Consider the following 26,722-nt stretch of genomic DNA (forward strand, 5'->3'; position numbering starts at 1 on the left):
CATGAATGCATGGCGGCAAACATTATCGCGGCGGGTGCGGGCAGGCTTGCGCGTGTTGCTTGTGGCTATTCTAGCTACAACGCCTCTTGTTGCCGTAGCATCACCCGCCTTGCCTGCGGATATCATCGCTGATCTTGGTTCATTGCAGGAACAGCTCGAGCAAGGCGAGTATCAAGATGTTAGCCGTCTGGCACGGACCCAAGCCGAGCGCCTTGAAGGGGGCAACGCAGCCGACCGTTGGGCGAGAGCGCTTTATCTACAGCTTGCCGCGGGTGCCGAGGCCAAGTTGGAATATCATGCAACCGCGGCTGATCTTCTCTATCGTGCCAGGCAAACTCCGAGGCTCGAATCGCAGCAACATGATCGTTGGCTCTACGAGGAAGCAAACCTGCGCCTTTTGGCAGGGCAGCTTGAGCTCGCCACCCAGCGGTTGGCTGAATGGCTTGACGCTCATCCCGGTCAAGAGCGAGAGATTTGGTTGATGGTGCAGCTGCTGGTCCGTCAGCAGAAATGGGATGGCGCCGCCTCTTGGGTTGATCGAGCACTGGATGAGACGGCCACCCTGGATTCGCAGCAATCAGCGCTTGCGGTCACGGTGTATCAGCGGGCCGGGAATCTCGACAAGGCCTTGGCGGTTCTCGAATCTGGGCTGGATAGCGATGCGCCGCCTGTTGAATGGCGACGTGCCGCAGCCATGGCGCAACAGCTTGAGCAGTTCAGCTTGGCTGCTGCGATCTGGGATGCCGGTTGGCGTATCGGGGCGCTCGAAGGTGCGGAAGATTTGCTCACCCTGGTGCAGTTGCATTTACGCGCAGGCACGCCGGCCCGGGCAGCTGAATACTTAGAGCAAGCGTTGAGCCAGGGTTTGGTGAAGCAAACGCCCGCGCATCAACGCCAGTTGGCCCAGGCTTGGCAAGTGGCGAAGGATCAAGCACGGGCGCTTGAGGCCTGGCAAACCGTGGCCGAGCGCAGTGGCATGGCTGAGGACTGGTTACGATTGGGCCAGCTTGCTCATGGATGGGGCAAGACCGACGCCGCGAGGCACGCTTGGGAGCAGGCCGCGGCACTGGGGGCCGAGCAAGCCAGACGGTGGCTGGCTCGGTTGGAGTAAGTTTTCTGTGCTAGCTATTTGGCGTTGTTTCCCGCTCTGTTATTTGTTTAGCGAAAGCACCAGTTCGGTCCATACTGGGGCGTGATCCGAGGGCTTTTCCATGGCGCGCAGCTCATAATCGATCCCGGCATCGCCGACATATTCTGCCAAGGGCTGCGTCACCAGAATATAATCGATGCGCAGACCGCGTTTGGGGTCGCGCTCGAAGGCTCGCGAGCGATAGTTGAACCAGCTGAAGCGGTCGTCTATCGTGGGATAGCACACACGGTAGCTATCCACGAGGCCCCAGTCCTTGATTGTTTGCAGCCATTCGCGCTCGATGGGCTGAAAGCTGGTCTTGCCCTCGCGCAGCCAGCGCTTGCGGTTGGCCTCGCCGATACCGATATCGATATCCTCCGGCGAGACATTGAAGTCTCCCATCACCGCCAAACGCTCGTCAGGTGCGTGTTGCTGGGTAAGTAAACGCGCAAGCTGGGCGTAAAAATATCGCTTGTTGGGAAACTTGGTGGGGTGGTCTATATTTTCCCCTTGGGGAAAATAGCCATTCCATACGGTCAGCGCCTGGCCATCATCACAACGCAGACGCACCCCGATCATGCGGCGCTGGGCGCCGTCCTGGTCATCGGGAAAGCCGTGAAACACCTGCTCGGGTTCCTGGCGACACAGGATAGCCACCCCGTAATGGCCTTTCTGGCCATGGAAGAATACGTGGTAACCCATCGCCTCCAGCGTTTCGCGGGGAAACTCACTGTCCTGCACCTTGGTTTCCTGCAGGCCGATCACGTCCGGCTGGTGCTGATCGATCACTGCCTGCAACTGGTGAAACCTGGCGCGCAATCCATTGATGTTGAATGACACCAGACGCATCAGTCATTATCTCCCTTGTCGCGTGAAGAATGAGAGTCACCGGCGGGGTGAATGCTGATCGACTGGCCGGATTGCTGGCGCTCCTGCTTGCGTACCGCTTGCAGTTTGCGTTGCTGCTGTTTCTTGGCCACAAGCCGCCGAGAAGGGGTTACTTGATCGGGGTTGTCGTGGCGCCACTTCTTGTAATCCTTGCGCCGTCCGGTACGAATGGTCACCTTGTCGGCGATTGAACGGGTCTTTTTCTTACGCGTCATGTCGCGCTCCTTTCCGAATATGGTGCTTATACTAACAGTCCTGTCGGCTCCTTCGACAGCTGAACGCGCCCTTGGCGCCAAGGGCTGGTACAATAGCCTTTTCTTGAAGCCCAACATCCACTGCAACGGATAGATAGATAGCCTATGAGCGAGTCGGAACAGACCACAGCATCGGCCCAGAACCGCAAGCCCAAGCGCCGCCGTCGGAAACCGCGTCGCCGCCAGTCCAACTGGGATCTCCGTCAGTTTCAGGTATCGGCCGTGGCCGGAAAGTGGCGCTTTCATGACTTTGACCTGCCACTGCCCTTGATGCGTGCCATTCATGCCCAAGGCTTTGAGTATTGTACGCCAATACAAGCAGAAGCCTTGCGTCAGACCCTCCTGGGTGGCGATATCGTGGGCAAGGCGCAGACAGGTACCGGCAAGACGGCTGCTTTTCTGATTTCCCTGATGGCCTATTTCCTGGAAGAACCGGCACCCGAGGGGCAGAAACCTGGTGCTCCGCGTGCCTTGATCATTGCACCGACGCGAGAGCTGGCGCTGCAGATCGAAAAGGATGCCAAGGCATTGGCCCGCTTCACCTCGCTGAGCGTATCAAGCGTCGTGGGTGGCATGGATTATCAGAAACAGCGCGATGGACTGGGCAAGAAAGTCGATATTCTGGTGGCGACACCGGGGCGTTTGCTGGACTTTCACCAGAAGCGAGACATCGACCTTTCCGAGCTGGAAGTGCTGGTACTGGATGAGGCCGATCGAATGTTGTCGATGGGCTTCATTCCCGATGTGAAGCGTATTATTCGCTATACCCCCAAGAAGGAAGAGCGTCAGACGTTCTTGTTCTCCGCCACTTTCACCGAGGACATTCTCGAACTGGCTAGCCAGTGGACGCAGAATCCTGCGCATGTCGAGATTGAAAATACGGTAGAGAATCAGGCGGACATCGACCAGCGCGTCTATCTGGTCTCGGATGACGACAAACAACGCCTGTTGGTCAATCTTCTTGAACAGGAAAACTTCGATCGGGTCATGGTGTTCGGCAACAGGCGCGACCTGGTACGCAAGCTTGACGAGGCCCTGAAGAAAGCCGGGATCAATGCAGCGATGCTTTCCGGCGATGTGCCGCAGAATCAGCGCATCAAGACTCTGGAAAGTTTCCGCGAAGGCGAGCTCCAGGTACTGGTGGCAACGGATGTGGCCGGGCGTGGCATTCATATCGAAGATGTCAGCCATGTGATCAACTACACCTTGCCGGAAGATCCGGAAGATTACGTCCATCGTATCGGGCGTACCGGCCGCGCCGGCGCCAAGGGTGTCTCGATCAGCTTCGTCGGCGAAGAAGATGCGTTTTCGTTACCCGAAATCGAGCGTTATCTGAATGCCAAATTGCCTTGTGAACATCCGCCGGAAGGGCTCTTGTAAGCCGCATGCTGGACAAGACGCTCAAAGACGAGATCCAGGCAGCCTACCGCCAGGTAGTGGAACGGCTGGATTTGACGCCACGTTACGGGCAACGGCTGATGATCGCCGAAATTGCCCGTACGTTGGGGGAGATTCAAAGTGATGATGACGGCAAACGCACCAACGACACCCATGTGTGCGTCCTGGAAGCAGGAACGGGCACCGGCAAGACCCTAGCCTATCTGCTGGCGGCGCTACCGATCGCCAAGGCGCGTGGCAAGCGCTTGGTGATTTCCACCGCCACCGTGGCACTTCAGGAGCAGGTGCTCAATCAGGACCTGCCTTCCTTGGCAGAGCACAGCGGTATTGCATTTCGCTACGCTTTGGCCAAGGGGCGTGGGCGTTATGTATGCGTTGCCCGTCTGGACCAGGCGTTGGATGGCGTGGTGCCCAACCCGACGTTGTCGCTTTTCGAGCAGTCACTGCAGGAGCAGAGTGCCGACTTTACCGGGTTGGCGACGCGCATGGGCGAGGCTTACGGTCAAGGTGAGTGGGAAGGCGACCGAGATACGTGGCGTGAAGCCATCGATGACCAGTATTGGCGTCGTTTGACCGTGGACCATCGCCAGTGCACTGGGCGTCGTTGTGGTCATTTCGCTGCCTGCGCTTTTTTTCGTGCCCGCCGTGAACTGGAAAATGCCGATATCATCGTGGCCAACCATGACCTGGTACTGGCTGACCTTGCCCTGGGTGGCGGAGCGATACTCCCCGATCCGGCGGATTGTGTGTATGTGTTCGATGAGGGGCATCATCTGCCGGACAAGGCGCTTTCGCACTTTGCCTATCGTTTTGCGGTGAATGGCTGCTTGCGCTGGTTGCAGACCTTGAAGAGCAGCTTGACGGATCTCAATCAGGCCTTGGCGGTACAGCCGACGATCGCGCGCCTACTGGCGGGCTTTCCCGAGCTGTTTCACGCCCTGGAACCGGCCCTGGGAGATATCTTCAGTAGCGGCCATCGGTTGACGCAGCGCCCCAATGGGTTGTCCGAAGGGGAGACCACCTGGCAGCAACGCTTCACCAAAGGGGAAATCCCTGACGGCCTGCATGAACAGGCAACGCAGCTGGTGGTGATGTTTGCCCAGCTATCGCGCAATCTTGAAAGCATCAGCGACATACTGCGTGAAAGCCTGGACCCGGATAAAGCCACGGGGCTCGATCGGGAGCAGGCCGAGGATTGGTTGCCGTTGATTGCGCTGGTGCATGGAAGGGCGGTAGATGCCCATGCTCTCTGGCAAGCCTACAGCGAACGTGACCCCGAGAACGAACCGCCGCGGGCGCGCTGGTTGACTCTGTCACGCGTCAATGGCGAAGCTGAATTGCAGCTTTCCGCAAGCCCGGTGTCGGCGGCGCATACGCTGGCCAAGAATCTCTGGGGGCGTTGCTATGGCGCCGTGGTCACGTCAGCCACCTTGACCGCCCTGGGGCGCTTCGAACGCATTCAGGAGCGTGCCGGACTGGCGGGGCGCTACCGTTACCAGTCATTGCCCAGCCCCTTTGATTACTCGAATGCGGTGTTAAGCATTCCGGCCGAGGCCATGGATCCTGGCGATCGCGATGCTCACGAGCAGGCTATCGTGCGCTTCGTGACCAAGCTTGGTGAGAGTGAGGCGGTGCTGGTGTTGTTTTCGTCGCGAGCGCAGTTGCGTGCGGTGGAAAAAGCCTTGCCCGAATCACTCAAGGTGCGCGTCCTGGCTCAGGATGCATTGCCCAAACGTGAGCTTATCGAGCGTCATCGTGCTGCCGTGGATCGCAGTGAAGGCAGCATCATCTTCGGCTTGGCAAGCTTTGCCGAAGGGATAGATTTGCCGGGCGATTACCTGACCCATGTGATCATTACCCGGTTACCGTTCGCCGTGCCGGATGACCCTGTCGGGGCAACGCTGGCGGAGTGGATCGAGAGCCAGGGCGGCAATCCTTTCATGCGGATCAGTGTGCCTGACGCCTCGATCAAGCTGGTGCAGGCGTGTGGCCGACTGATTCGCAAGGAAACCGACATCGGGCGTATCACCTTGCTAGACCGGCGCGTGTTGACGCGCCGCTACGGCCAGGCGCTGTTGGATGCGTTACCCCCGTTTCGGCGTGAGATCGGTGCATGAGAGCGGTGAAAGGTGTCTTGCGACTACCATGAATGCACAGCGCCCGCACGAGGCGGGCGCGCTGAAGGTCATCAAGAGCACTGTATTCAAGAGTGCCGTTCAGGCTGGCTGGGAGGCCTCAGGGGTATGACGCTTTGCCAGAACCGGCGCCAACTTCTCATTCATGCGCTTGAACGAGTCGACGGTGGTGTCCCAGTCGATGCAGGCATCGGTAATCGAGACGCCGTAAGTCAGTTGGCTCAAATCGTCGGGCACCTTCTGGTTGCCCCAGCCGATGTTGGATTCCACCATCAACCCGATGATTGTGGTATTGCCTTCGAGAATCTGGTTGGTGACGTTTTCCAGCACCAACGGCTGCAAGCCGGCATCCTTGTTCGAGTTAGCATGCGAGCAGTCGATCATGATGTTGGCGGAAATCTTGGCTTTTCTAAGCTCTTGTTCCGCCAATGCGACACTGACACTGTCATAGTTGGGTTTGCCGTTGCCGCCACGCAGGACTACATGGCCGTAAGCATTGCCGCGTGTACGAATGATGGCCACCTGGCCTGACTGGTTGATGCCCAGAAAATTGTGCGGGTGAGCCACAGATTGCAGGGCATTGATGGCCACATCCAGGCTGCCGTCGGTACCGTTCTTGAAGCCTACCGGGCAGGAAAGGCCGGAGGCCATCTCGCGGTGGGTCTGGGATTCGGTGGTACGTGCCCCGACCGCCGACCAGCTGATGCAGTCCTGCATGTACTGCGGGGAAATGGGGTCAAGCGCTTCCGTTGCTAACGGCAAACCCATTTCCGACAGATCAACCAATAGCTTGCGGGCGATATGCAACCCTTCCTCGATTTCAAACGAATCATTGAGATGGGGATCGTTGATCAGGCCTTTCCAGCCGACGGTGGTGCGTGGCTTTTCAAAATAGACGCGCATCACGATGTACAGGCTGTCCTTGACCTCATCGGCCAGGCGACGCAGACGGCGGGCGTAATCGAGGGCGGCCTCGACATCGTGAATCGAACAGGGGCCGACCACCACGAGAAGGCGAGGATCTTTGCCATCGAGTATGTTCTGTATGGTATTGCGTCCCTCGATCACGGCATGCTCGGCGGAATCGGTCAGGGGTACGGCTTCCTTGAGGGATTCCGGCGTAATGAGCACATCCTGTGCGAGAACGTTAAGGTTGTTGACCTGCTGTTGGGACATCTTGCTACCTGTAGGCTTGCGCGAGTGGCGATTATAAGGTCCTACTATGGCGCGCTCGGGTGGTAAAAATCAATTCTCATCCCACTATAGAATAACCGCGACGGTAGAATAATAGGGGCAGGCGGATAGCGATGAGAAGTCACCATTTGGCACACAGAGAGCCACCTTGCGCTTGATGAGTCGTCGGGAACACGTAACACTTGTAGATATTTTGCTATTGGCGGTTTGTGGTTACACCGCATTTTTCATTTGGTAAGTCTTGTCGCATTGCTATGCGCTTGAAGTTCAATTACCGCTTCGTTACCCACTGGATGCCCAAGGGACACTATGCTGCATGCTGCAATTGCCCATCTTTCAGGGCCAACAGGAACATTGTCCGACGCCCAGCGTCGAGCCGAAGGGAGCGCGTGAATGAGCACTCGGGAAACGGACCAACAGCTTGTCGAACGTGCTCAACAAGGGGATACCCGCGCTTTTGATTTATTGGTGAAAAAATACCAGCACAAGATCATCGGCCTTATCGGGCGCTATGTGCACGACCACTCCGAGGTTCAGGATGTCGCTCAGGAAGCGTTTATCAAGGCATACCGTGCCTTGGGGAGCTTTCGCTCCGAAAGTGCGTTTTATACCTGGATGTATCGTATCGCTATCAATACTGCGAAGAACTACCTGGTATCCAGGGCGCGCCGCCCACCGGGCAGTGACCTGGATATCGGGGATGCTGAAGTACTCGATCAGAGTGGCCGCCTGGCTGATCCGGAGTCGCCGGAATCGGCAATGGCGCGCGATCAGCTGGAAGCAGCGGTTTTCGATGCTATCGAAAAACTACCGGAAGATCTGCGCACAGCCATCACGCTGCGTGAACTCGATGGCTTGGCCTACGAAGATATCGCCCAGATCATGCAGTGCCCGGTGGGGACGGTACGGTCACGCATCTTTCGCGCCCGAGAGGCGGTCGATGAGCATATCAAGCCGTGGATATCCACTGCCCGTAACAGCCGCGAACTTTGACTGAACGAAACCGGGTGATAAATTGTGCCAGATCACATATTGCGGCTGTTTTTGATCGATGCGCTGAACTGTCCGGCGCGCATGACGTCAGAGCAATATGAGTCAGCCCGCACAGTAATCGGGTTGTTGTTGACGCGACACAGGCATTGGCCTTATCGAGTGTGAGGGTGTGAAGTATGAGTCATGACACACGGGAATCGCTTTCCGCCTTGATGGATGATGAAGGTGACGAGCTAGAATTGCGGCGGGTGCTGAAAGCATTGCCGAGCGATACAGACGCCGCGGATACTTGGCGACGCTACCATCTGGCACGTAGCCTGATGCAGCGCGAACATGGCGTGGATGTGTCTACCGACCTTTCCGCGGGCATCATGGCACGTTTGCAAGAGGAGCCTGCTCCGGCCGCACAGGCGCCGCCGCAGACTGGCCATCGCGTTTCCTTTGTTCGAGGCGCTGGCGTTGCTGCGGCGGTCTCGTTGATGGTGTTGGCTGGGGTGCAGTTCTATGGAGGCGGCGCATCGGAAGATGGCGACAATCTGGTGGCTTCTTCGCCGCAGTCTCCTTCCTTGCCTTCAGGGGACGCCGAACGCCAGGTGCGGCCCGTCAACTTGGGCACTGCTTCCGGGGCGCAATCCGCCGGCATGGCAAACAATGTGCCCATGTTCGAGCAAACCCCCTTCCGTGTGAGTGGGCAAGCAGGTCGCAGCGGCTTGATGAATGTCACCGAGAGTGGTTTTTCCGTTCCTCAGGCACCTCAAGGTCTATCGCGCCGGCAGGCGGAGCAGAGTGACATCGAACAGATCAGGTTGCTGCAATCCTACCTTGATCGCCATGCGCAAGGCGCCGCCTATGGTAGCGGTGACAGCTGGATGCCATTGCTGCGCGCCTCCTCTTCAAGCATTGAGCCGCAGAGCCAGCGTTGATGATTTTTATGGTAAGCCGTGCTTCTCTTGCTTGGCCGCAATAAAAGCCGCACCAGAAAGAAAGGAGAATGCCGGATGAGAACGCGCTTGGTGAGAGCCGTGCTGACAGGAATTGCCATCTTTATCATGGTATCTCAGGGGGTCGCTGCCCAGGAGGCCGAGCAAGCATTTGATTGTGAAATGCTACGTGAGATGGAAAAAGCGACAACCGAAGAGCAATGGCTTGAACGTACCCTGTGGGCGAGTCATTGCTATATCTTCCAGGCGCGCGCGGTCAATATCAGCGATGTAGGAGTGAGAACGCTAGCACTTTCCCATCAGATCCAGGACGGTTTGCAGCAGCAGGTCGTGCAGTTTCTGGATGGTCCCTCGGTCAATTTCGAACGTCAGGGACGTGTGGGCCTCGTCCGTTGGGCCAAAGGCTCGGATGATAGTGTAAACGCTTCTCCCACCGGCCTCGTCAATCATATAAACGATCACTACAGGCTCTCCCTGATGGGAGAGGAGCGCATTGCCGGGCGTCAGGCCGTTCGCTTGGATATCACGCCTCACGATGATTTGCGCTTTGCGCATCGTTGGTGGCTGGATAAGACAAGTGGCCTTGTGTTGAAGCAAGTGCTGGTAGATCACCAGAACCGCTTGCTGGAAACCTTTCAAATCACCCAGCTCCAGTCCCCTCGCCTTTACGAAGGCAAGGTAAAACTGGATGAACCGCGCACGAAGTTGGAGCGTTCCTGGCGCCCTCAATGGCTACCCCCGGGTTTTGTCGCTCAGCCGGTCAATACACATTCGGATCCTGACGCCTTGCTGAGGCATCAGGTATTCAGTGATGGCTTGGCAGCTATAAGTGTTTTCGTTGAACCGCTTGCCGAGCAGAGTGCTCTTGCGCCCGGGCGTCATCGTCTTGGGGTTTCCATTGCCACTGTGCATCAACGCGAGCATCAAGGTGATGTCTGGCAACTGGTGGTGATAGGAGAGGTACCTGCCCCTGTACTGGAACGTGTGGCGCAATCCATCGAATTATCCGAATCAGTGACACCCCCATGAACAGTGCGCCCCATGGCAACCCCGGCCAGGAGAACCTTGAACCTGCTGTGGGTATCGCCCGCTGCCAGGGTTCACTCCTGGTGCGGGCGGCTCAGGTGGTGGAATGCAAGGGGAATAGGGTAATCGTCGAGGTGATGGGGCAGGAAGGCTGCGCGCGGTGTGAGCAAGGCGGTGGCTGTGGAGCGGGCCTGTTCATTCGCTCGCAACGCTGGCGTCTGGAAGTGGTTGCGCCGAAACCGCTCGCAATCGGGGAGGTGGTAAGCCTGGCCCTGCCACGCAAGACGCTTTCTCTGCTGGCAGCCACCGTCTATGCGCTACCGCTGGTATTCGCCTTGATTATTGCTGGAGTGGGGCAGGGCCTGTTCGAAACTCCCTGGATGGCGCCTGTCGGTTTCTTTGTCGGTTTGCTGGGTAGCATCTTGGGACTACACTATTTTCTGAAGGAACAAAGGGAACGCTTCCGGCCGCGATTGGTTTTTTGAGATTGTCCTCCGGAGCTGTATTTTCTCCGAGACTGTATTTTTCCAAGACACTGTCTTTTCAAGGCAACCCTCTGCTCTGGAAAGCGTCTTGGGGACTAGGTCCAATCATGAAAAGGAGCTTTACATGAGCATAAAGCGTTTGATTTACCCCTCAGTTTTCTGGGTCTGTCTTGTCGCGCTGCTACTGATGGGACAAGGTGTCCAGGCACAAGAAGCGCGCGGCCTGCCTGACTTTATCGAACTGGTCGAAAAAGCCGCGCCGGGTGTGGTGAATATTTCCACCAGCCGTACGGTGCAACGCCAGGGCGGCCCCGTATTCCATGGCTTTGGAGAACAGGAAATTCCTGAAATCTTCCGGCATTTTTTTGGTGACCGCTTTCCAATGCCACCGGGTGGAGAAGGGGGTGGCCAAGGCCGTGGCTATGAGCGCCAATCCCTGGGATCCGGCTTCATTATCAGCGAAGACGGTTACATCATGACCAGTGCCCATGTGGTGGAAGGGGCGGATGAAATACTGGTGCGCTTGGACGATCATCGTGAACTGGAGGCGACCCTGGTGGGAAGCGATCCCCAGACTGACGTGGCATTGGTGAAGGTGGAAGCGAGCGGTCTTCCGATGCTCCCGATGGGGGATTCCGACAAGATGCAAGTCGGTGAGTGGGTGGCGGCGATCGGTTCTCCGTTTGGTTTCGATCACTCGGTTACCGCAGGCATCATCAGCGCGATCAATCGCACCTTGCCGCGTGATGCCTATGTGCCTTTCATTCAGACCGACGTGGCGATTAACCCGGGCAATTCCGGTGGGCCACTATTCAACCTTGATGGCGAAGTAATTGGTATCAACTCCCAGATATTGACTCGCAGCGGTGGTTTCATGGGACTGTCGTTCACCATCCCCATCAATGTCGCCATGGACGTGGCCGAGCAATTGCGTGAGGAAGGCCGTGTCGAGCGTGGCTGGCTAGGGGTTATGATTCAGCCGGTATCACGTGATCTGGCTGAATCCTTTGGTATGGAAAGTGCCAGTGGTGCACTGATTGCCGATCTGGATCCTAATGGACCGGCAGCTCAGGGTGGCCTGCAAGCGGGCGATGTGATCCTTGAAGTCGACGGCGAGGAAGTGGAGCGTTCCAGCAGCTTGCCGCGCCTGATCGGTCGTGTCGACCCAGGTGAAGAAGTCACCCTGACGTTGATGCGTGATGGGGAACAGATGACTCAAGAAGTGACACTGGGTGAATGGCCGCGCGAAGAGGAAACTGCGGCCACCACCGGCGGGGAAGACAGCCCGGCGCGCCTCGGCATTGCAGTCGCCGAACTGGATGACGCCCTGCGTGAGCGCCTGGGGATTCCCGGCGGCGTTCTGGTGCGTCATGTTGAGCCGCAAGGTGCCGCGGCGCAGGCTGGGATACTTGCAGGTGATATTCTAGTAAGTATCGATAACCGTCCGGTGTCGACCCCTCAAGAGCTTGCTGAAGTGGTTGAGAACTTGCCCACCGACAGAGTGGTACCGATTCGCCTATACCGTGACGGCCGTTCGCTGTTCGTGGCATTACGCCTGAATGGTGAATAGTCGCTGCCAAACGTGCCAATGAACCGTCATTACTTACCTTGATAACGAGATCCGGCGGCCTTGTGCCGCCGGACTGCTGTTCCTATCACGCGCATATCGCTACAATGGCGCCATTCTTTCGCCGGTAATGTGACGCCATTCCTTGGTAGCCTTTCCGAGCTTCGAACCTATTTCCCCCCGACCGTCGGATTTGGCCGGTGGTGAACTGACAAGGTAGAACAGATTCGATGTCCCACGACGCATCCAAAGGCAAGCTTAGCCACATTCGCAATTTTTCGATCATTGCCCACATCGATCATGGTAAGTCGACCCTCTCGGATCGTTTGATCCAGACCTGCGGTGGCTTGACCAATCGCGAGTTGAAAGAGCAAGTGCTTGATTCCATGGATATCGAGCGTGAGCGAGGTATCACCATCAAGGCGCAATCAGTCACCCTTGATTACATGGCTCTTGATGGTCATACCTATCAGTTGAACTTCATCGATACACCCGGGCACGTGGATTTTTCCTACGAAGTGTCACGTTCGCTGTATGCCTGCGAAGGGGCCTTGCTGGTGGTCGATGCCGCCCAAGGCGTGGAAGCTCAGTCGGTGGCGAACTGCTATACCGCCGTCGAGCAGGGTCTTGAAGTGTTACCCGTGCTCAACAAGATCGATCTGCCCCAGGCGGATCCGGATCGGGTGGCCCAGGAAATCGAGGAAATTATCGGCCTTGACGCCGTCGATGCCTGTCAGGTCTCCGCCAAGAGCGGTATCGGTATCGATGCACTGCTGGAACGGCTGGTGCGTGATATTCCACCGCCCCAGGGCGACCCCGAAGCGCCGCTTCAGGCACTGATCATTGACTCCTGGTTCGATAACTATCTGGGTGTGGTGTCTCTGGTACGGGTATTTGACGGCACCTTGCGCAAGGGCGAGAAGATTCGCATCGTTTCCACCGGGCGCGACTGGGGGGCAACCGAAGTGGGTATCTTCACCCCCCTGCGCAAGCAGACCGACATTCTGCGGGCGGGAGAAGTCGGGTTTCTGGTGGCGGGTATCAAGGAAATCCACGGCGCGCCGGTGGGCGATACCATCACCCATACCAAGACGCCTGATGTCAAACGCCTGCCGGGCTTTCAGAAGATCAAGCCGCAAGTCTACGCGGGGATGTTCCCGGTTAGCGCCGATGACTACGAAGACTTCCGCGATGCCTTGGAAAAACTCGCCCTCAACGATGCTTCGCTGCAATATGAACCGGAAAACTCCGACGCTCTAGGCTTCGGCTTCCGGGTGGGGTTTTTGGGCACCTTGCACATGGAAATCGTTCAGGAGCGGCTGGAGCGTGAATACAACCTGGATCTGCTGACCACTGCACCCACCGTGGTTTACGAACTGGCCATGAAAAATGGCGAGGTGGTCTACGTTTCCAACCCGTCCAAATTGCCCGACATGGCAGATGTGGACGAAATGCGAGAACCGGTGGTGAGAGCGGGTATCCTGGTGCCTCAGGAATATGTCGGCAACGTGATTACCGAGTGTGAGCAGCGTCGTGGCACTCAGCTCGACATGCAGTTTTTGGGTAATCAGATTCAACTGGTCTATGAATTGCCCATGAGCGAAGTAGTCATGGACTTTTTTGATCGATTGAAATCGATTTCCAAGGGCTATGCCTCACTGGAATATAATTTTGAGCGCTTCGAAGCCGCCAAATTGGTACGTCTGGACGTACTGATTAATGGTGACAAGGTAGACGCCCTGGCGGTCATCATTCACCGGGACCATGCACATGGACGTGGACGCCTGCTGGTCGAGAAAATGAAGGAGTTGATTCCACGCCAGATGTTCGATGTGGCGATTCAAGCCGCCATCGGCGGACAGGTGGTGGCGCGCGCCACGGTCAAGGCATTGCGCAAGAACGTCACCGCGAAATGTTATGGTGGCGATGTCTCGCGCAAGAAAAAGCTGCTGGAAAAACAAAAAGCTGGCAAGAAGCGCATGAAGCAGGTCGGCCGGGTGGAAATTCCCCAGGACGCCTTTCTGGCCGTACTCAGGGTCAACGACTAGGGAATCTCATCAACCATGGATTTTTCACTTCTTCTGGTTCTGGCAGTGGCCGTTTCGGGGATTGTTTATTTACTCGATGTTGTATGGTGGCGTCCCAAACGTCGCCGAGAGCTTGCCATTGCCGAGACGGCCACCACGGAAGGCCTGGATCAACCCACGCGGGAAAAACTGCTCAAGGAGCCGTGGCCGGTCGATTACTCGCGCTCGTTCTTTCCAGTATTGCTGGTGGTGCTCGTGGTGCGCAGTTTTGTCGTGGAGCCCTTTCAGATACCGTCCGGCTCGATGCGCCCCACGCTGGAAATAGGCGACTTCATCCTGGTCAACAAGTATGCCTACGGCTTACGGTTGCCGGTATTGCATACTCGCATCCTGGAAGTCGGTGACCCCGAACGGGGCGATGTGATGGTGTTTCGTTTCCCCGATCAGCCTTCGGTCAACTTTATCAAGCGTGTCATCGGTATGCCGGGAGACCGGGTTCGCTATGAAGGCAAACAGTTATATGTCAACGGCGAGCCGGTCCCCAAGCAGTTGTTGGAAGAAGGCCCGCCGCTGGCGCCGCGTGAATTATTACTTGAGGAGTTTCTCGATGAAACGCCTCACAACATTTATAACAACCCGCGTGATCCCGGCCCGCAAATGCGTGAGATCGTAGTGCCTGAAGGGCATTACTTCACCATGGGTGACAATCGTGATCATTCCAACGATAGTCGCTACTGGGGCGTGGTTCCGGAAGCCAACATTGTCGGCCGTGCCTTTGCTGTCTGGATGCACTGGGATGATGGTTTGCCCAGCTTTACCAGCGTGCGACGCATACAATGATCGCTTATGTTTTTCATCCTTTTTTATTGTCGAGAATGACCCAGGAGCCCCGTGAGTAACTCCCTAACCCCTTTTTGCCGACGAATCGGCTATACCTTTAGCGATGATGCGCTATTGGAACTGGCCATGACCCACCGTAGCTTTGGGGGGCGTAATAATGAGCGCCTGGAGTTTCTAGGCGATTCCATTGTCAATTTCGTGATTGCCGAAGCACTTTACCAACGTTTTCCGCAAGCTCGCGAAGGTCAGTTGTCGCGCTTGCGTGCCCGTCTGGTGAAAGGCCAGACCTTGGCGGAACTGGCGCGTGAAATGTCCTTTGGTGAGTGTTTGCGCCTGGGTTCCGGCGAAATGAAAAGCGGTGGGCATCGGCGAGAATCGATTCTCGCCGATGCCGTCGAAGCAATAATTGGGGCTATCTATCTGGATGCGGGCATGGACAGTGTGCGAGAACGCGTACTGGCCTGGTACGCCGAGCGTCTGGAAAATATTTCCCTGCAAGATACGCAGAAAGATCCCAAGACCCGGCTGCAGGAATTTCTGCAGTCGCGTCAAGCCGGTTTGCCGCGTTATGACGTGGTTCTAGTGAAAGGTGAGGCACACGCCCAGATGTTTACAGTGGAATGCTATATTGACCTGCTCGACGAGCACACCACCGGCAAGGGGCCGAGCCGCCGCCATGCTGAACAACAGGCTGCCGAGGATGCCCTCTTGCACCTGGAAACCAGCAAGGGAGACAAGCAATGACGCAGACCTGTGGATTCGTGGCGATCGTTGGACGTCCTAACGTAGGCAAATCGACGTTGATGAACCGTATCCTGGGGCAAAAGGTGTCGATTACCACGCGCCGCCCCCAGACGACCCGGCATCAGGTCAGAGGCATCAAGACCCAGGAAGACGCCCAGTTCATTTACGTCGACACGCCGGGCATGCACATCATGTCGAAGGATCGCAATAAGGCGATCAATCGATTCATGAACCAGGCAGCCACCCAGGCATTGCGTGATGTGGATTGCGTGGTCTTCATCATCGACCGCACCCGCTGGTCGGAGGAGGACCAGGCTGTCCTTGCGCGTCTTGAACACGTCAAGGCACCGGTGATCCTGGCGGTCAACAAGGTGGATCGCCTGACCGATAAAAGCGGTCTCATGCCTTGGTTGGCTGAAGTGGGCGCACGACGCGATTTTGCCGCGATCGTGCCGATTTCCGCCAAGCACGGCACCAATGTCGATGAGCTTGAAGCAGAAGTGGCCAAGCACCTGCCGCAAAGCGAGCATTTCTTCCCGGAAGATCAGATCACCGACAAGAGCATGCGCTTTCTGGCCGCGGAACTGGTACGTGAAAAAGTCATGCGTCAGTTAGGCGATGAGCTACCTTACCAGATGACCGTGGAAATCGAGGAGTTTCGGGAAACCGAGCGTGTCACGCATATCAGCGCCTTGATTCTGGTCGAACGCCAAGGGCAGAAGATAATTCTGATAGGCGAGAATGGTGAGCGGATCAAGAGTATTGGACGTGAAGCGCGTCTGGACATGGAGCGCGCGCTGGATACCAAGGTGATGCTGAATCTCTGGGTCAAGGTCAAGCGCGGCTGGTCGGATGATGAGCGTGCCCTCAAGAGTTTGGGCTACGACCTCGACTGAGGTATGGCTCAAGACCGAGGTATCGCATGCAGCCGGAGCCCGCTTTTCTGCTTCATCGCAGACCCTATCGGGAAACCAGCGCCCTGGTGGATCTTCTTACTCTCGACCAAGGGCGCATACGCGCCGTAGCCCGAGGCGCTCAGCGACCGAGCTCGCGTAGCCGTCAGCGTTTGCAGCCATTCACGCCGCTGTATGTGAGCTGGCAAGGCAAGCATGAACTCAAGCGTCTGGTAGTGATGGAATCGCGGGGGCAGACAGCGTTACTGGTGGGAGAGGGCTTGCTTTGCGGGTTTTATGCCAATGAATTAGCCACTCGACTGCTGCCCAACGAGCTGCCGGTCCCCGAAGTGTTTGCATTTTATTCAGCGCTACTCGAAGCATTGCCGGTGCCTGCCGAACGGGCGCCGGCCTTGCGTCGCTATGAGTTTGCCTTGCTTGATGCTCTAGACGCTACTCCCCGTTTCACGACCCCGGACGGTGGCGCCCTGGATATGCCGGTGCGTTATCGATTCGAGCCCGTCAGCCGAGCGTTTATTCCCGGCTCTCGCGGTATCGATGGCCGCACGTTGCGGCTGGTTGCCCAGGGAGACTGGCAAGTGCCGGGCCTGGCAGGGCCGGTCAAGGCGGTGATGCGGGCGGCGTTGGCGCCCTTGTTAGGCGCCCGCCCGCTACGCTCGCGCGAGCTGATGATGGCACTGGCCCGACGCCGTCATCAATCCACTTAAAAAGGAGTTTGTATGCATCCCCCACGTATTCTTTTAGGTGTCAATATCGACCATATCGCCACGTTGCGTCAGGCACGTGGGACGCGTTATCCGGACCCTGTCCAGGCGGCGATGTTAGCCGAAGAGGCGGGTGCCGACGGCATCACGGTGCATCTGCGCGAAGACCGGCGCCACATCCAGCCGCGTGATGTGCACCTGTTGGCTGAGATATTGGCCACACGCATGAATCTGGAAATGGCGGTGACCGAAGAGATGCTGTCGTTGGCTGAAGCCCTGCGCCCGGCCCATGTATGCCTGGTGCCGGAAAAACGCGAAGAATTGACCACCGAGGGCGGGCTGGATGTCGTCGGCGGTTTCGATGCCCTGGCTTGTGCCTGTGAGCGTTTGAAGGCCGCCGGCTGTGATGTGTCCTTGTTTATCGACCCTGACATTGAACAGATCGATGCCGCCGCCCGCCTCGGGGTACCGACCGTTGAATTGCATACCGGTGCCTATGCTGAAGCTGTGGTGGGTAGCACAGACGCTATCCAGGAATATCATCGTCTGAGCGATGCCGCCATTCATGCGGTAGCGGTGGGACTGGTGGTTAATGCCGGCCATGGGCTGAATTACCATAACGTGGAAGCGGTTGCCGCGATTCCCGGCCTCAATGAGTTGAATATCGGTCATGCGATCATCGCGCGTGCGATGTTTGTGGGATTGAAAGAAGCGGTACGCGAGATGAAGCGATTGATCATTGCCGGTCAGGAAGCCGGTCTGGTGGCCTCGCTTGAAGTTCACGACCACGACCACGATCACTGAGCGCGACGATGATTAGTGGCATCGGCTCTGACATTGCCCGGATAGAACGCTTTTCCCTGGCCCTTGAACGCCACGGCTCACGTTTCGCCAAGCGTATTCTGGGGCCTCTCGAACAGGCGTACTATCCTCACAAGGTGCCACCGGCGGCCTTTCTGGCCAAACGCTTTGCTGCCAAGGAGGCATTTGTCAAAGCGCTGGGTACCGGCTTGCGCCACGGCATGTGCTGGAACGAGATTCAGGTAGTCAATGACGACCGAGGCAAGCCTTGTCTTCAGCTGAGTGGCCAAGCTGAGGTGCTTTATCAGGCAGCCGGTATTACCGGCTGCCATCTTTCCTTGAGTGATGAAGATGCCTATGCTCTGGCGTTCGTAGTGTTGGAATGCGCGCTCTGAGCGTTTTAGTCGCACCGTTATCACTGCTACGGAGCTATAAGTCGTCCCCCTGAGCGCGTAGCCGCGTCATGGCTGAATAAAGATCGTCGAGTAACGTCGCAGCACTTTCGATGCTGCCTGATCGAAGGCGTGTTTCCAGGGTTTCCACCAACAGCGCCAATTCCGGTGCGCCACAATAGCGACTCGCACCGTTAAGTGCATGCACGGCATCCAGCAGAGCGGCCGCGTCTGATGCGGCATAGGCGTGTCGAATGGCATCTTCCGTGTCATCGAGACTATTAATCAAGCCGCGGAGTTGCTCCCGAGCAATGCTTTGCCGGCCTCCCGCCAGACGGGTGCCGAGTGCCAGATCAACCACCGCCAGGCGTGATGGGAGAGGGGTGGGTAACCCAGCCTGGGTCCGTGAAGAGGGCGAGGGCAAGAGGTCGGGTTGGGCGGCGCCTAGAAAGCGTTGGACCAAATGGTGTAATTGAGTTTCATCAATGGGCTTGATCAACACCTCATCCAGGCCATCGGCCAGCCATTGCTGACGCTCGGGCAACATGGCGTGTGCGGTAACGGCGACAATCGGACAACTGGCCCAGCCATTGCCCAGTCGTCGCAAGGCCTGGGTGGTCTGCACGCCATTCATGCCCGGCATGCGAATATCCATCAGCACGAGATCAAATAGTCTGCCACGGGCAAACTCCAATGCCTGTTCGCCACTTTCCGCCAAGCTTACCGTTACGCCATCAGTTGTCAGCAGTGCCTTGAGAAGTTGACGGTTGGGCGCGTTGTCATCCACGACCAGCAGCTGCAAGGGCTGTGCTTGATGAGGCGTGGTCAATGCGGTGTCTTGCTTGGATGGCGTTAGCGGAGCGGTAACCAGGTGGCGTTTGACGGCAGCAGCCAGCTTTGCTCGGGGAAGTGGTTTGCACATGATCTCCCCGCCATGCGGCAGCGTGAAGGAGGGAAGTTCAAAGGGGGTAAGGTTGACCAATACCAAGGCGGGAGAAGCGGCATTGTTGATGGCTTCTTGCCAGCGTTGTTGCTGCTCTCGGGAGAGTGTCTCGTTACTTAATCCAATCACTAGCAGTGAGGCCGATTCCACAGCGGCCAAGCTTGAGACCTCAGCCCCCCAACGTCTCAGTAGATGTTCGTAGACATGATGAGTGAGGGTGTGCGCTTCGTGAAGGCATATCCGTTGCCCGCTTAATATCAGCTCAGGAGGGCGTTCTAAAGCGGCATGAGCTAGAAGCGGCAGGGCGAACGAGAATGTCGCGCCTTGATCGAGCTGACTCATTACGCTGATCTCCCCTCCCATCCGTTCTACCAATTGGCGACAAATACTCAGCCCCAGTCCGCTGCCCCCAAAATGGCGACTGTGGCTGGGTTTGGCTTGAGAAAATGCCTTGAATAGCTGTTCCTGTTGGGCATCGCTCAGGCCGATGCCGGTGTCGCTGACATTGACACGTAGCGTCAGACGCTGCTCTTCATGGGTTTCGAGCATCACCCGGACGACTACGTCGCCCTGTGAGGTGAACTTGATGGCATTGCTTATCAGATTGCTGAGAACCTGATGAATGCGCAGGGGATCGCCACTGAGAGGGGTGGGAATATCGTCATAGACCAAGGCCAGCAGATTGAGCTGCTTGCGCTGGGCCTCCGGTGCATGTAAACCCAGTACTTCATCCACCAGGGCGACAATATCCACATCGACCTGCTCGAGTGTGAGCTGGTTGGCTTCAAGCTTGGAAAAATCGAGAACATCGTTGACCAACATCAGCAGGTTGTCACAGGCGCGATGCACGTGTTGGAGCCATTCGCGTTGGCGCGTGTCCAGGGAGGAGCGCCCCAGTAGACGGCAGAAACCGATAATACCATTCAGTGGGGTGCGGATTTCATGGCTCATGTTGGCGAGAAACTCTGACTTGACCGCATTGGCCTGCACCGCTGTACGATGCGCGAAGTCCAGTTTTATATTCTGTTCTTCGATGGTTTCCATGGACTCTTCCAGCTCGCTGGTGGTCTGTTCTATCTGGGTCTGCATATCCACTTGCGCTTGTTGAAGATGAGTGGCCAGGGCATTGATTCCGTTAGCCAGCCGCTGTTGCTCAGGCGGGGTCGGTGGTGCCAGTCGATAGCGATAATCGCCCTTGGTGAGGCGATAGAGCATGGCATTGGCCTCTTCCATGGGGCGTGTCACGTACCGGCTGAGAGTGAAGGCCACCAGGAACAGGAACAGCCCCAGCAGCAGGCCGCCCAAGCTCAGGCTGGCTATCAATTGGTAGCGCTGAAGTGTCAGGTTACGGGTGTCGAATTGTGCTTCCAGCCAGCCTTGGGCCGCAGCAGGGGAGTTGTCATTGGTCAATATCGCCTGAGATGGTTCAAGAGGTACCTGCAGGCGCCACACGTTCTGTTCGGTGGCTAATCCCGGGGCTATCGACGAGGCCTGCTCGGGAGCGGGTAGCGTGGGTCGGCCCAAGGAGAGCAAGCGGTTGTGCTCAGCGTCGTAAAGGGTCACGGCAAGTAGCCCTTCACGTTCGAGTAAACGACGCGCCGTGGCTTTCATGTGCTGGTTGTCTTGCGCCAGGATGGCATTGCCCAGTTCCGGAGCTAATAAGTTGCCTGCGCTCTCCAGTCGGTACTGCAAGGCTTGACGCGACTGATGATGGTCCTTGATCACCAGCAATGTCGCCATCAGGGCATAGACAAGCAATGGAATGCCCAGCAAGGCAAGCAGGAGTCGAGTGTTGAGTGACATGGGTGCGCCTTCAATATTCAAATGGTGTGCCTGTCCAGTCTGCACCGGCGTCGATATAATGCAGCACAATGGTCACTAGAAGGAATGCGTTATGGATTTTTCCACTCTGGAAGATGTGGTCGGCAATACGCCGCTGGTGCGCTTGAAGCGAATCAGCGCAGGGCGTAACAATACCCTGTTAGCCAAGTTGGAAGGCAATAACCCGGCGGGGTCGGTCAAGGACCGTCCGGCACTTTCGATGCTGACTGAAGCCGAGGCGAGAGGTGACATCGCGCCCGGAGACACCTTGATTGAAGCAACCTCGGGCAATACCGGTATCGCTCTGGCCATGGCGGCGGCGATCAAGGGCTACCGCATGGTGTTGATCATGCCGGAAAACGCTTCGAGTGAACGCAAGCAAGCGATGGCTGCCTATGGTGCCAAGCTGATTGGCGTGAGCAAGGAAGGCGGGATGGAGGAAGCGCGTGACATGGCGGATGCCATGATTGCGCGAGGTGAAGGCAAGCCGCTGGATCAGTTCGCCAATCCGGATAACCCCTTGGCGCATTATCGCACCACCGGCCCGGAAATCTGGCAGCAAACGGAAGGTCGGGTGACGCACTTCGTCAGCTCCATGGGCACCACAGGCACTATCATGGGCGTCTCACGCTATCTCAAGGAAAAGAATCCCGCTATTCAGATCGTCGGGTTGCAGCCCGCCGATGGGGCGAGCATTCCCGGTATTCGGCGCTGGCCAGAAGCCTACCTTCCCGCGATTTTCGAAGCCCCTCGGGTGGATGTCACCCTGGATATCGGCCAGCAGGAAGCCGAAGAGCACATGCGCCGTCTGGCGCGTGAAGAAGGCATTTTGGCCGGAGTCTCGTCCGGGGGCGGCCTGGCCGGTGCATTGCGCATTGCCGAACAATGTGAAAATGCCGTCATTGCGTTCATCGTTTGCGACCGCGGCGACCGCTATCTGTCAACCGGGCTTTTCGCCCCGGAGGTTTAATGGCCATGCTTGGCAAACGACGCCCATCACGGCGTCATTCAGGGCATTCGGGCTTGGCTCGTTCGCCCGCAGCAGCTTCTGCGCAGGCGTCTCCCGCTGAGGAAGACAATCGCGTCACTATCGAGCGCCTGGCACACGATGGACGTGGCGTGGCGCATCTGGCTTCCGGAAAAACGCTGTTCGTGGATCAGGCCCTACCCGGAGAAACCGTCAAGGTGGCGATACATCGCACGCGTAAGCGTTTCGATGAGGCCCACCTCAAGGTGATCGAGGTGGCATCGCCGCAACGAATCGAGCCCCCCTGTGCGCATTTCGGCCACTGCGGTGGTTGTGACTTGCAGCACCTGAGCATCGATGCCCAGCGTGCCCACAAACGGCAGGTGGTCAGCGAACTGTTCGCCCGCCAAGGTGTGGCACTGGACAGGCCCGTTCAGGCACTGGATACCCAGACGCAAGCCTACCGGCGCCGAGCGCGCCTGGGCGTGAAGGTCGACTCCCATGGCAAGGTTCTGTTGGGGTTTCGGGCCAAGGACACGCACCGCCTGGTGAACATTCATACCTGCATGGTGCTGGTGCCGGCGTTACAGGCGCTATTGGCGCCATTGCATGAGCTTTTGGGGCAGCTTGAAGCGCCTCGGCATGTGGGCCATATCGAGCTTATCGCTACCCGAGATAGCTGTGTGGTAGTGATCAGGCAGCTGCGCGAGCATGCGGCGGATAAAGTGCGCTGGCAGGCCTTCGCCGATAGCCAGGCATTGGCTTTGGGCACCTTGTTGGGGCGGGAGGCACCTGAATTGAACTGGTATGGTGCACCCCCGGTTCTGCAGGATATCCACGATGACCTGGTGCTGACCTTCGCCCCGGGCGATTTTCTTCAGGTCAATGCCGAGGTCAATCAGAAGGTCATTGCCCAGGTGTTGGCATGGCTGGCGATTACGCCCGATCAACAGGTGTTGGATCTATTCGCGGGTATCGGTAACTTCAGTTTGCCCTTGGCCGCTGCCGGTGCCGACGTACAGGCGGTGGAAGGAAGTGCCACCATGGTGGCGAGAATCACCGCCAATGCCCACACTAACCATTTGGCGGTAGCCGCGATGCAAGCGGACTTGAACCAGCCCGAGGCGGTGGCGGCCTTGCTTGCCGAGCGACGACTGGATGCCGTGGTGCTGGACCCGCCACGCAGCGGTGCGGAGACCGTTTGCCAAGCGCTGGGTCGCCACCCAGTCAAGCGAGTGGTGTATGTTTCCTGTGATCCGGCCACCTTGGCACGTGATGCGGCACAACTCGTGCAAGCAGGCTATCGCATCGTTGAGGTAGCCGTGGCGGATATGTTCTTGCATACCGCGCACATGGAAACGCTGGTGTTATTCGAGCATCGACATGGTTGACAGCCAATATGGTTAAAGTGCGTGACGAACAGCCGCTGACAGCGAGCGGCAGGGTGGACGTCCAACAATGGTTGGCGCGAGTTCAGGAAGAGGTGCGCCTGAAGGAGCCGGATCGGCTGGCGCAGGCTTGTGAATGGGCGCAACAGCTTGAGTTGGAAGCGCCTCAAACTCATCGCACTTGGCTGTCGCCGGGTTCGAGCTTCCGGATGGGCTTGGAAATGGTCGATATCCTGGCGGGGTTGAAGCTGGATCAGCCGACGTTGGAGGCGGCTGTGCTCTATCGAGCCGTGCGCGAGGAAAGGACCACCTTGGAGATGGTCGGCAAGCGCTTCGGTGATGAAGTGGCGAGCCTGATCGAAGGGGTACTGCAGATGGCTGCCATCAGCTATCCGCAGACCTCCAATCATGGCATGAGCCAGCATAATCAGCAGGAAAATCTGCGCAAGATGCTGGTCAACATGATCAGCGATGTACGGGTGGCGTTGATCAAGATTGCCGAGCGTACCTGTGCGTTGCGTCAGGTGAAGGATGCCCCCCGGGAAAAAAGTCTGCAGGTGGCCCGGGAGGTCTTCGATATCTACGCCCCCTTGGCGCATCGTCTGGGAATCGGGCAAATCAAATGGGAGCTGGAAGACCTTTCGTTTCGCTATTTGCATGAAGCCGAATACAAGACGATTGCCAAGTTGTTGGCGGAGAAGCGTCTCGACCGTGACCACTACATCAACGATGTCGTGGAAACACTCAAACGGCTGATGGAAGCTCAGCATATCCATGACTACGACATCGACGGTCGTGCCAAGCATATCTATTCGATTTGGCGCAAGATGAAACGTAAGGGCATCGATTTCTCCCAGGTTCACGATATTCGCGCGGTACGTATCCTGGTGCCGGAAGTGACCGATTGTTATACGGTGCTGGGGATCGTGCATTCGCGCTGGCATCATGTGCCCAACGAGTTCGACGACTACATCGCCAACCCCAAGAAAAATGGTTATCAGTCCTTGCACACGGCGGTAATGGGGCCGGAAAACAAGGTGCTGGAAATCCAGATTCGCACCTTTGCCATGCACGATGAGGCTGAACTCGGGGTATGCGCACACTGGCGTTACAAGGGCCATGACACCAACACTAAGAGCCGCGGCTACGAGGAAAAGATCGCCTGGCTGCGTCAGGTGCTGGAATGGCAGGATGAAATCGGCGATTACGCTGACTTGCGCGAAGGGCTTTCCAGCGATGTGACCTCGGACCGTATCTATGTGTTCACCCCTGATGGGCATGTGATCGACCTGCCGCATGTCGCGACACCGATTGATTTTGCCTACCGGGTGCATACCGAAATCGGCCACCGCTGTCGTGGCGCCAAGGTCAATGGGCGCATCGTGCCCTTGACCTACAAGCTCAAGACCGGCCAGCAGGTGGAAATCCTCAATGCCACACGAGGCGGTCCCAGCCGTGACTGGCTCAACCCCAGCCTGGGTTACGTCTGTACCTCCCGGGCGCGGGCCAAGATCCAGGCCTGGTTCAAGCACCAGGCCCGCGACCAGAACCTGGAAGAAGGCCGGGCGCTGTTCGAACGGGAAATGAAACGCCTGGACGTCGAAGATCTGGATTTGAAGCGCTTGGCCAAGGCAGTCAACTACGTGAGTGCCGATGACATGTACGCCGCCCTGGGCGCCGGGGATTTGCGTATCGGGCAGGTGCTCAATCAGGCCCAGCACCTGTTCGGGGAAACCGATGACCAGGAACAGCTGGACCGATTGCTGGCCAAGCCCAAACACCGCAAGAGCCAGACCGGCAAGAGTAACATTACCGTGCTGGGCGTAGGAAATCTCAAGACCAGCATGGCCAACTGCTGCCGCCCGGTGCCGGGTGATGCGATTGTCGGCTTCATCACCCAAGGGCGCGGGGTGACCATTCATCGTCAGGATTGTCCCAATATTCTGCAATTGCGCATAGATGAGCCGCAACGCATCATCGAGGTCGAATGGGGGGAGCGAGCACATTCCCGCTACCCGGTCAATATCGAGATACAGGCATGGGATCGTTCCGGGCTGTTGCGCGATGTTACCGGTGTGCTGAGCAGCGACAAGGTCAATGTGCTGGCGGTAAATACCTTGACAGATACCCAGGAAGGTATCGCTAGGGTGGGGATCACCCTGGAAGTGGATGGCCTGGAAACCCTGGGGCGGCTGTTCTCGCGCATTCAGCAGTTACCCAACGTGACCGAAGTACGACGCTTGCGCAATGCCACCGAACCCGCCAAGCAAGCCCGCAAAGGACTCTCATAAGGACTCTCATGATATCTCACCCCCGCTATACTCTGGATGATCTTCTGAGCCTGATGGCAGCACTGCGTGATCCTCGCCAGGGCTGCCCCTGGGATGTCGCCCAGAACTGGGATTCGATCGTGCCGCATACCCTGGAAGAAGCCTATGAAGTGGCGGATGCCATAGAGCGGCGTGCCTTTGAGGAGCTGCCGTCCGAGCTCGGCGACTTGCTGTTTCAGGTGGTGTACTACAGCCAGTTCGGAGCCGAGCAGCAGCGGTTTGATTTTCATGACGTGGTGCATGCCCTGACCGCCAAGATGCTACGCCGTCATCCGCATGTATTTCCCGATGCCACCTTGAGCTCTCGGCGTCCGGCAGGGGTAAGCGCGGCGGATGTCGAAACACGCCAGGTAACTACCCGCTGGGAGACATTGAAGGCCGAAGAGCGTGCTGAACGTGGCGTTGAGCAGCAGCAGCCTTCCGTGCTGGACGACGTCCCCTTGGCATTGCCCGCGCTTGCCCGGGCAGCAAAACTTTCCAAGCGTGCCGCCCGGGTCGGGTTCGACTGGCCCGACAACCAGGGCGTGATCGCCAAGATCCGTGAAGAACTCACGGAAGTCGAAGAAGCCCTAGCCGCAGGTGATCACCTTCATGCTCGGCAAGAGGTGGGAGATTTGCTGTTTGCCGTGACCAACTTAGCGCGCGCCTTGAAGACCGACCCGGAACAGTGCCTGCGGGCCACGAATGCCAAGTTCGAAAGACGCTTTCGCTATGTGGAAAAGCGCCTGCACGAAACAGGAAAAACCCCCCAGCAAGCCGGGCTTGCGGGCATGGAACAGCATTGGCAAGCCGCCAAGGTCGAAGAGGTCGATGGAAACTGATTTATCTGATTTTTTTCAAG

The 26,722-nt window shown here is 57.5% G+C and carries 23 protein-coding genes; 19 read left to right on the forward strand and 4 right to left on the reverse strand.

The features are described 5' to 3' along the window. The first annotated feature begins 1 nt into the window (after nucleotide 1). Nucleotides 2-1,111 carry a tetratricopeptide repeat protein gene (locus LG290_RS06165; protein ID WP_499836671.1) on the forward strand — a complete coding sequence of 370 codons (1,110 nt, stop codon included), beginning with the start codon at nucleotides 2-4 and terminating at the stop codon, nucleotides 1,109-1,111. A 39-nt stretch (nucleotides 1,112-1,150) separates the two neighbouring features. Here LG290_RS06165 and xthA read toward each other — a convergent pair whose 3' ends face one another. Continuing rightward, on the reverse strand, nucleotides 1,151-1,978 hold the full coding sequence (gene xthA, locus LG290_RS06170; RefSeq protein ID WP_499836672.1) for an exodeoxyribonuclease III: 828 nt from the start codon (nucleotides 1,976-1,978) through the stop codon (nucleotides 1,151-1,153). Continuing rightward, nucleotides 1,978-2,232: a hypothetical protein gene (locus tag LG290_RS06175; RefSeq protein ID WP_499836673.1), complete on the reverse strand. Its 255-nt coding sequence runs from the start codon at nucleotides 2,230-2,232 to the stop codon at nucleotides 1,978-1,980. Before LG290_RS06175 ends, xthA begins: the two co-directional genes overlap by 1 nt. 144 nt (nucleotides 2,233-2,376) lie before the next feature. Between LG290_RS06175 and rhlB the strand changes: the two genes are divergently transcribed. Together rhlB and dinG are read left to right on the forward strand one after the other, a co-directional pair. Then, nucleotides 2,377-3,651 carry an ATP-dependent RNA helicase RhlB gene (rhlB, locus tag LG290_RS06180; RefSeq protein ID WP_499836674.1) on the forward strand — a complete coding sequence of 425 codons (1,275 nt, stop codon included), beginning with the start codon at nucleotides 2,377-2,379 and terminating at the stop codon, nucleotides 3,649-3,651. 5 nt (nucleotides 3,652-3,656) lie between these two features. Then, the gene (dinG, locus tag LG290_RS06185; protein WP_499836675.1) at nucleotides 3,657-5,786 is read left to right on the forward strand and encodes an ATP-dependent DNA helicase DinG; all 2,130 of its coding nucleotides are present in this window, start codon (nucleotides 3,657-3,659) and stop codon (nucleotides 5,784-5,786) included. A 99-nt stretch (nucleotides 5,787-5,885) separates the two neighbouring features. Here the strand turns inward: dinG and LG290_RS06190 are convergent, their stop codons facing one another. Further along, nucleotides 5,886-6,980 (reverse strand): 3-deoxy-7-phosphoheptulonate synthase, encoded by a 1,095-nt coding sequence (locus tag LG290_RS06190; protein ID WP_499836676.1) that lies wholly within the window; start codon nucleotides 6,978-6,980, stop codon nucleotides 5,886-5,888. A gap of 411 nt (nucleotides 6,981-7,391) precedes the next feature. Here LG290_RS06190 and rpoE point away from each other — a divergent pair, with 411 nt between their 5' ends. From rpoE to acpS, 12 genes are all read left to right on the forward strand, one after another. Further along, complete coding sequence (gene rpoE, locus LG290_RS06195) at nucleotides 7,392-7,991, forward strand: RNA polymerase sigma factor RpoE (RefSeq protein ID WP_160416994.1); 600 nt, start codon at nucleotides 7,392-7,394, stop codon at nucleotides 7,989-7,991. Between the two features lie 176 nt (nucleotides 7,992-8,167). Beyond that, the gene (locus tag LG290_RS06200; RefSeq protein WP_499836677.1) at nucleotides 8,168-8,914 is read left to right on the forward strand and encodes a sigma-E factor negative regulatory protein; all 747 of its coding nucleotides are present in this window, start codon (nucleotides 8,168-8,170) and stop codon (nucleotides 8,912-8,914) included. Nucleotides 8,915-8,989: 75 nt separating this feature from the next. Further along, the gene (locus LG290_RS06205; RefSeq protein WP_499836678.1) at nucleotides 8,990-9,961 is read left to right on the forward strand and encodes a MucB/RseB C-terminal domain-containing protein; all 972 of its coding nucleotides are present in this window, start codon (nucleotides 8,990-8,992) and stop codon (nucleotides 9,959-9,961) included. Continuing rightward, the gene (locus LG290_RS06210; protein WP_499836679.1) at nucleotides 9,958-10,443 is read left to right on the forward strand and encodes a SoxR reducing system RseC family protein; all 486 of its coding nucleotides are present in this window, start codon (nucleotides 9,958-9,960) and stop codon (nucleotides 10,441-10,443) included. The genes LG290_RS06205 and LG290_RS06210 overlap by 4 nt, the downstream gene beginning before the upstream one ends. A 130-nt stretch (nucleotides 10,444-10,573) precedes the next feature. Beyond that, a complete protein-coding gene (locus LG290_RS06215; RefSeq protein ID WP_499837048.1) occupies nucleotides 10,574-12,013 on the forward strand; it encodes a DegQ family serine endoprotease in 1,440 nt (479 codons plus the stop codon). A gap of 227 nt (nucleotides 12,014-12,240) precedes the next feature. Beyond that, nucleotides 12,241-14,058: a translation elongation factor 4 gene (gene lepA / locus LG290_RS06220; protein ID WP_499836680.1), complete on the forward strand. Its 1,818-nt coding sequence runs from the start codon at nucleotides 12,241-12,243 to the stop codon at nucleotides 14,056-14,058. A gap of 15 nt (nucleotides 14,059-14,073) precedes the next feature. After that, a complete protein-coding gene (gene lepB / locus LG290_RS06225) occupies nucleotides 14,074-14,877 on the forward strand; it encodes a signal peptidase I (RefSeq protein ID WP_499836681.1) in 804 nt (267 codons plus the stop codon). Nucleotides 14,878-14,928: 51 nt separating this feature from the next. After that, entirely contained in the window at nucleotides 14,929-15,621 is a 693-nt protein-coding gene (gene rnc / locus LG290_RS06230; protein ID WP_160416988.1) for a ribonuclease III, read from the forward strand. Next, a complete protein-coding gene (gene era / locus LG290_RS06235) occupies nucleotides 15,618-16,517 on the forward strand; it encodes a GTPase Era (RefSeq protein ID WP_160416987.1) in 900 nt (299 codons plus the stop codon). The genes rnc and era overlap by 4 nt, the downstream gene beginning before the upstream one ends. A gap of 26 nt (nucleotides 16,518-16,543) precedes the next feature. Next, entirely contained in the window at nucleotides 16,544-17,242 is a 699-nt protein-coding gene (gene recO / locus LG290_RS06240) for a DNA repair protein RecO (RefSeq protein ID WP_160416986.1), read from the forward strand. Between the two features lie 12 nt (nucleotides 17,243-17,254). Beyond that, nucleotides 17,255-18,043 (forward strand): pyridoxine 5'-phosphate synthase, encoded by a 789-nt coding sequence (pdxJ, locus tag LG290_RS06245; RefSeq protein ID WP_499836682.1) that lies wholly within the window; start codon nucleotides 17,255-17,257, stop codon nucleotides 18,041-18,043. Between the two features lie 8 nt (nucleotides 18,044-18,051). Continuing rightward, nucleotides 18,052-18,435, forward strand: coding sequence for a holo-ACP synthase (gene acpS, locus LG290_RS06250; RefSeq protein ID WP_499836683.1), 384 nt, complete (start codon nucleotides 18,052-18,054; stop codon nucleotides 18,433-18,435). A gap of 34 nt (nucleotides 18,436-18,469) precedes the next feature. On the opposite strand, the gene LG290_RS06255 is transcribed toward acpS, so the two are convergent. Next, complete coding sequence (locus LG290_RS06255; protein ID WP_499836684.1) at nucleotides 18,470-21,178, reverse strand: ATP-binding protein; 2,709 nt, start codon at nucleotides 21,176-21,178, stop codon at nucleotides 18,470-18,472. A gap of 91 nt (nucleotides 21,179-21,269) precedes the next feature. Between LG290_RS06255 and cysM the strand changes: the two genes are divergently transcribed. From cysM to mazG, 4 genes are read left to right on the forward strand one after another with little or no spacing between them, the layout of a single operon-like run. Beyond that, a complete protein-coding gene (gene cysM, locus LG290_RS06260) occupies nucleotides 21,270-22,166 on the forward strand; it encodes a cysteine synthase CysM (RefSeq protein WP_499836685.1) in 897 nt (298 codons plus the stop codon). Continuing rightward, complete coding sequence (gene rlmD, locus LG290_RS06265; protein WP_499836686.1) at nucleotides 22,166-23,554, forward strand: 23S rRNA (uracil(1939)-C(5))-methyltransferase RlmD; 1,389 nt, start codon at nucleotides 22,166-22,168, stop codon at nucleotides 23,552-23,554. Before cysM ends, rlmD begins: the two co-directional genes overlap by 1 nt. A gap of 8 nt (nucleotides 23,555-23,562) precedes the next feature. Beyond that, nucleotides 23,563-25,842, forward strand: a complete 2,280-nt coding sequence (gene relA / locus LG290_RS06270) for a GTP diphosphokinase (protein WP_499836687.1) — start codon at nucleotides 23,563-23,565, stop codon at nucleotides 25,840-25,842. Nucleotides 25,843-25,850: 8 nt separating this feature from the next. Further along, nucleotides 25,851-26,702: a nucleoside triphosphate pyrophosphohydrolase gene (gene mazG / locus LG290_RS06275; RefSeq protein WP_499836688.1), complete on the forward strand. Its 852-nt coding sequence runs from the start codon at nucleotides 25,851-25,853 to the stop codon at nucleotides 26,700-26,702. Nucleotides 26,703-26,722 lie beyond the last annotated feature (20 nt).

The sequence above is a fragment of the Halomonas sediminis genome (genome assembly GCF_044871105.1).
In the GTDB taxonomy this organism is placed as follows: Bacteria; Pseudomonadota; Gammaproteobacteria; order Pseudomonadales; family Halomonadaceae; genus Vreelandella; species Vreelandella zhuhanensis.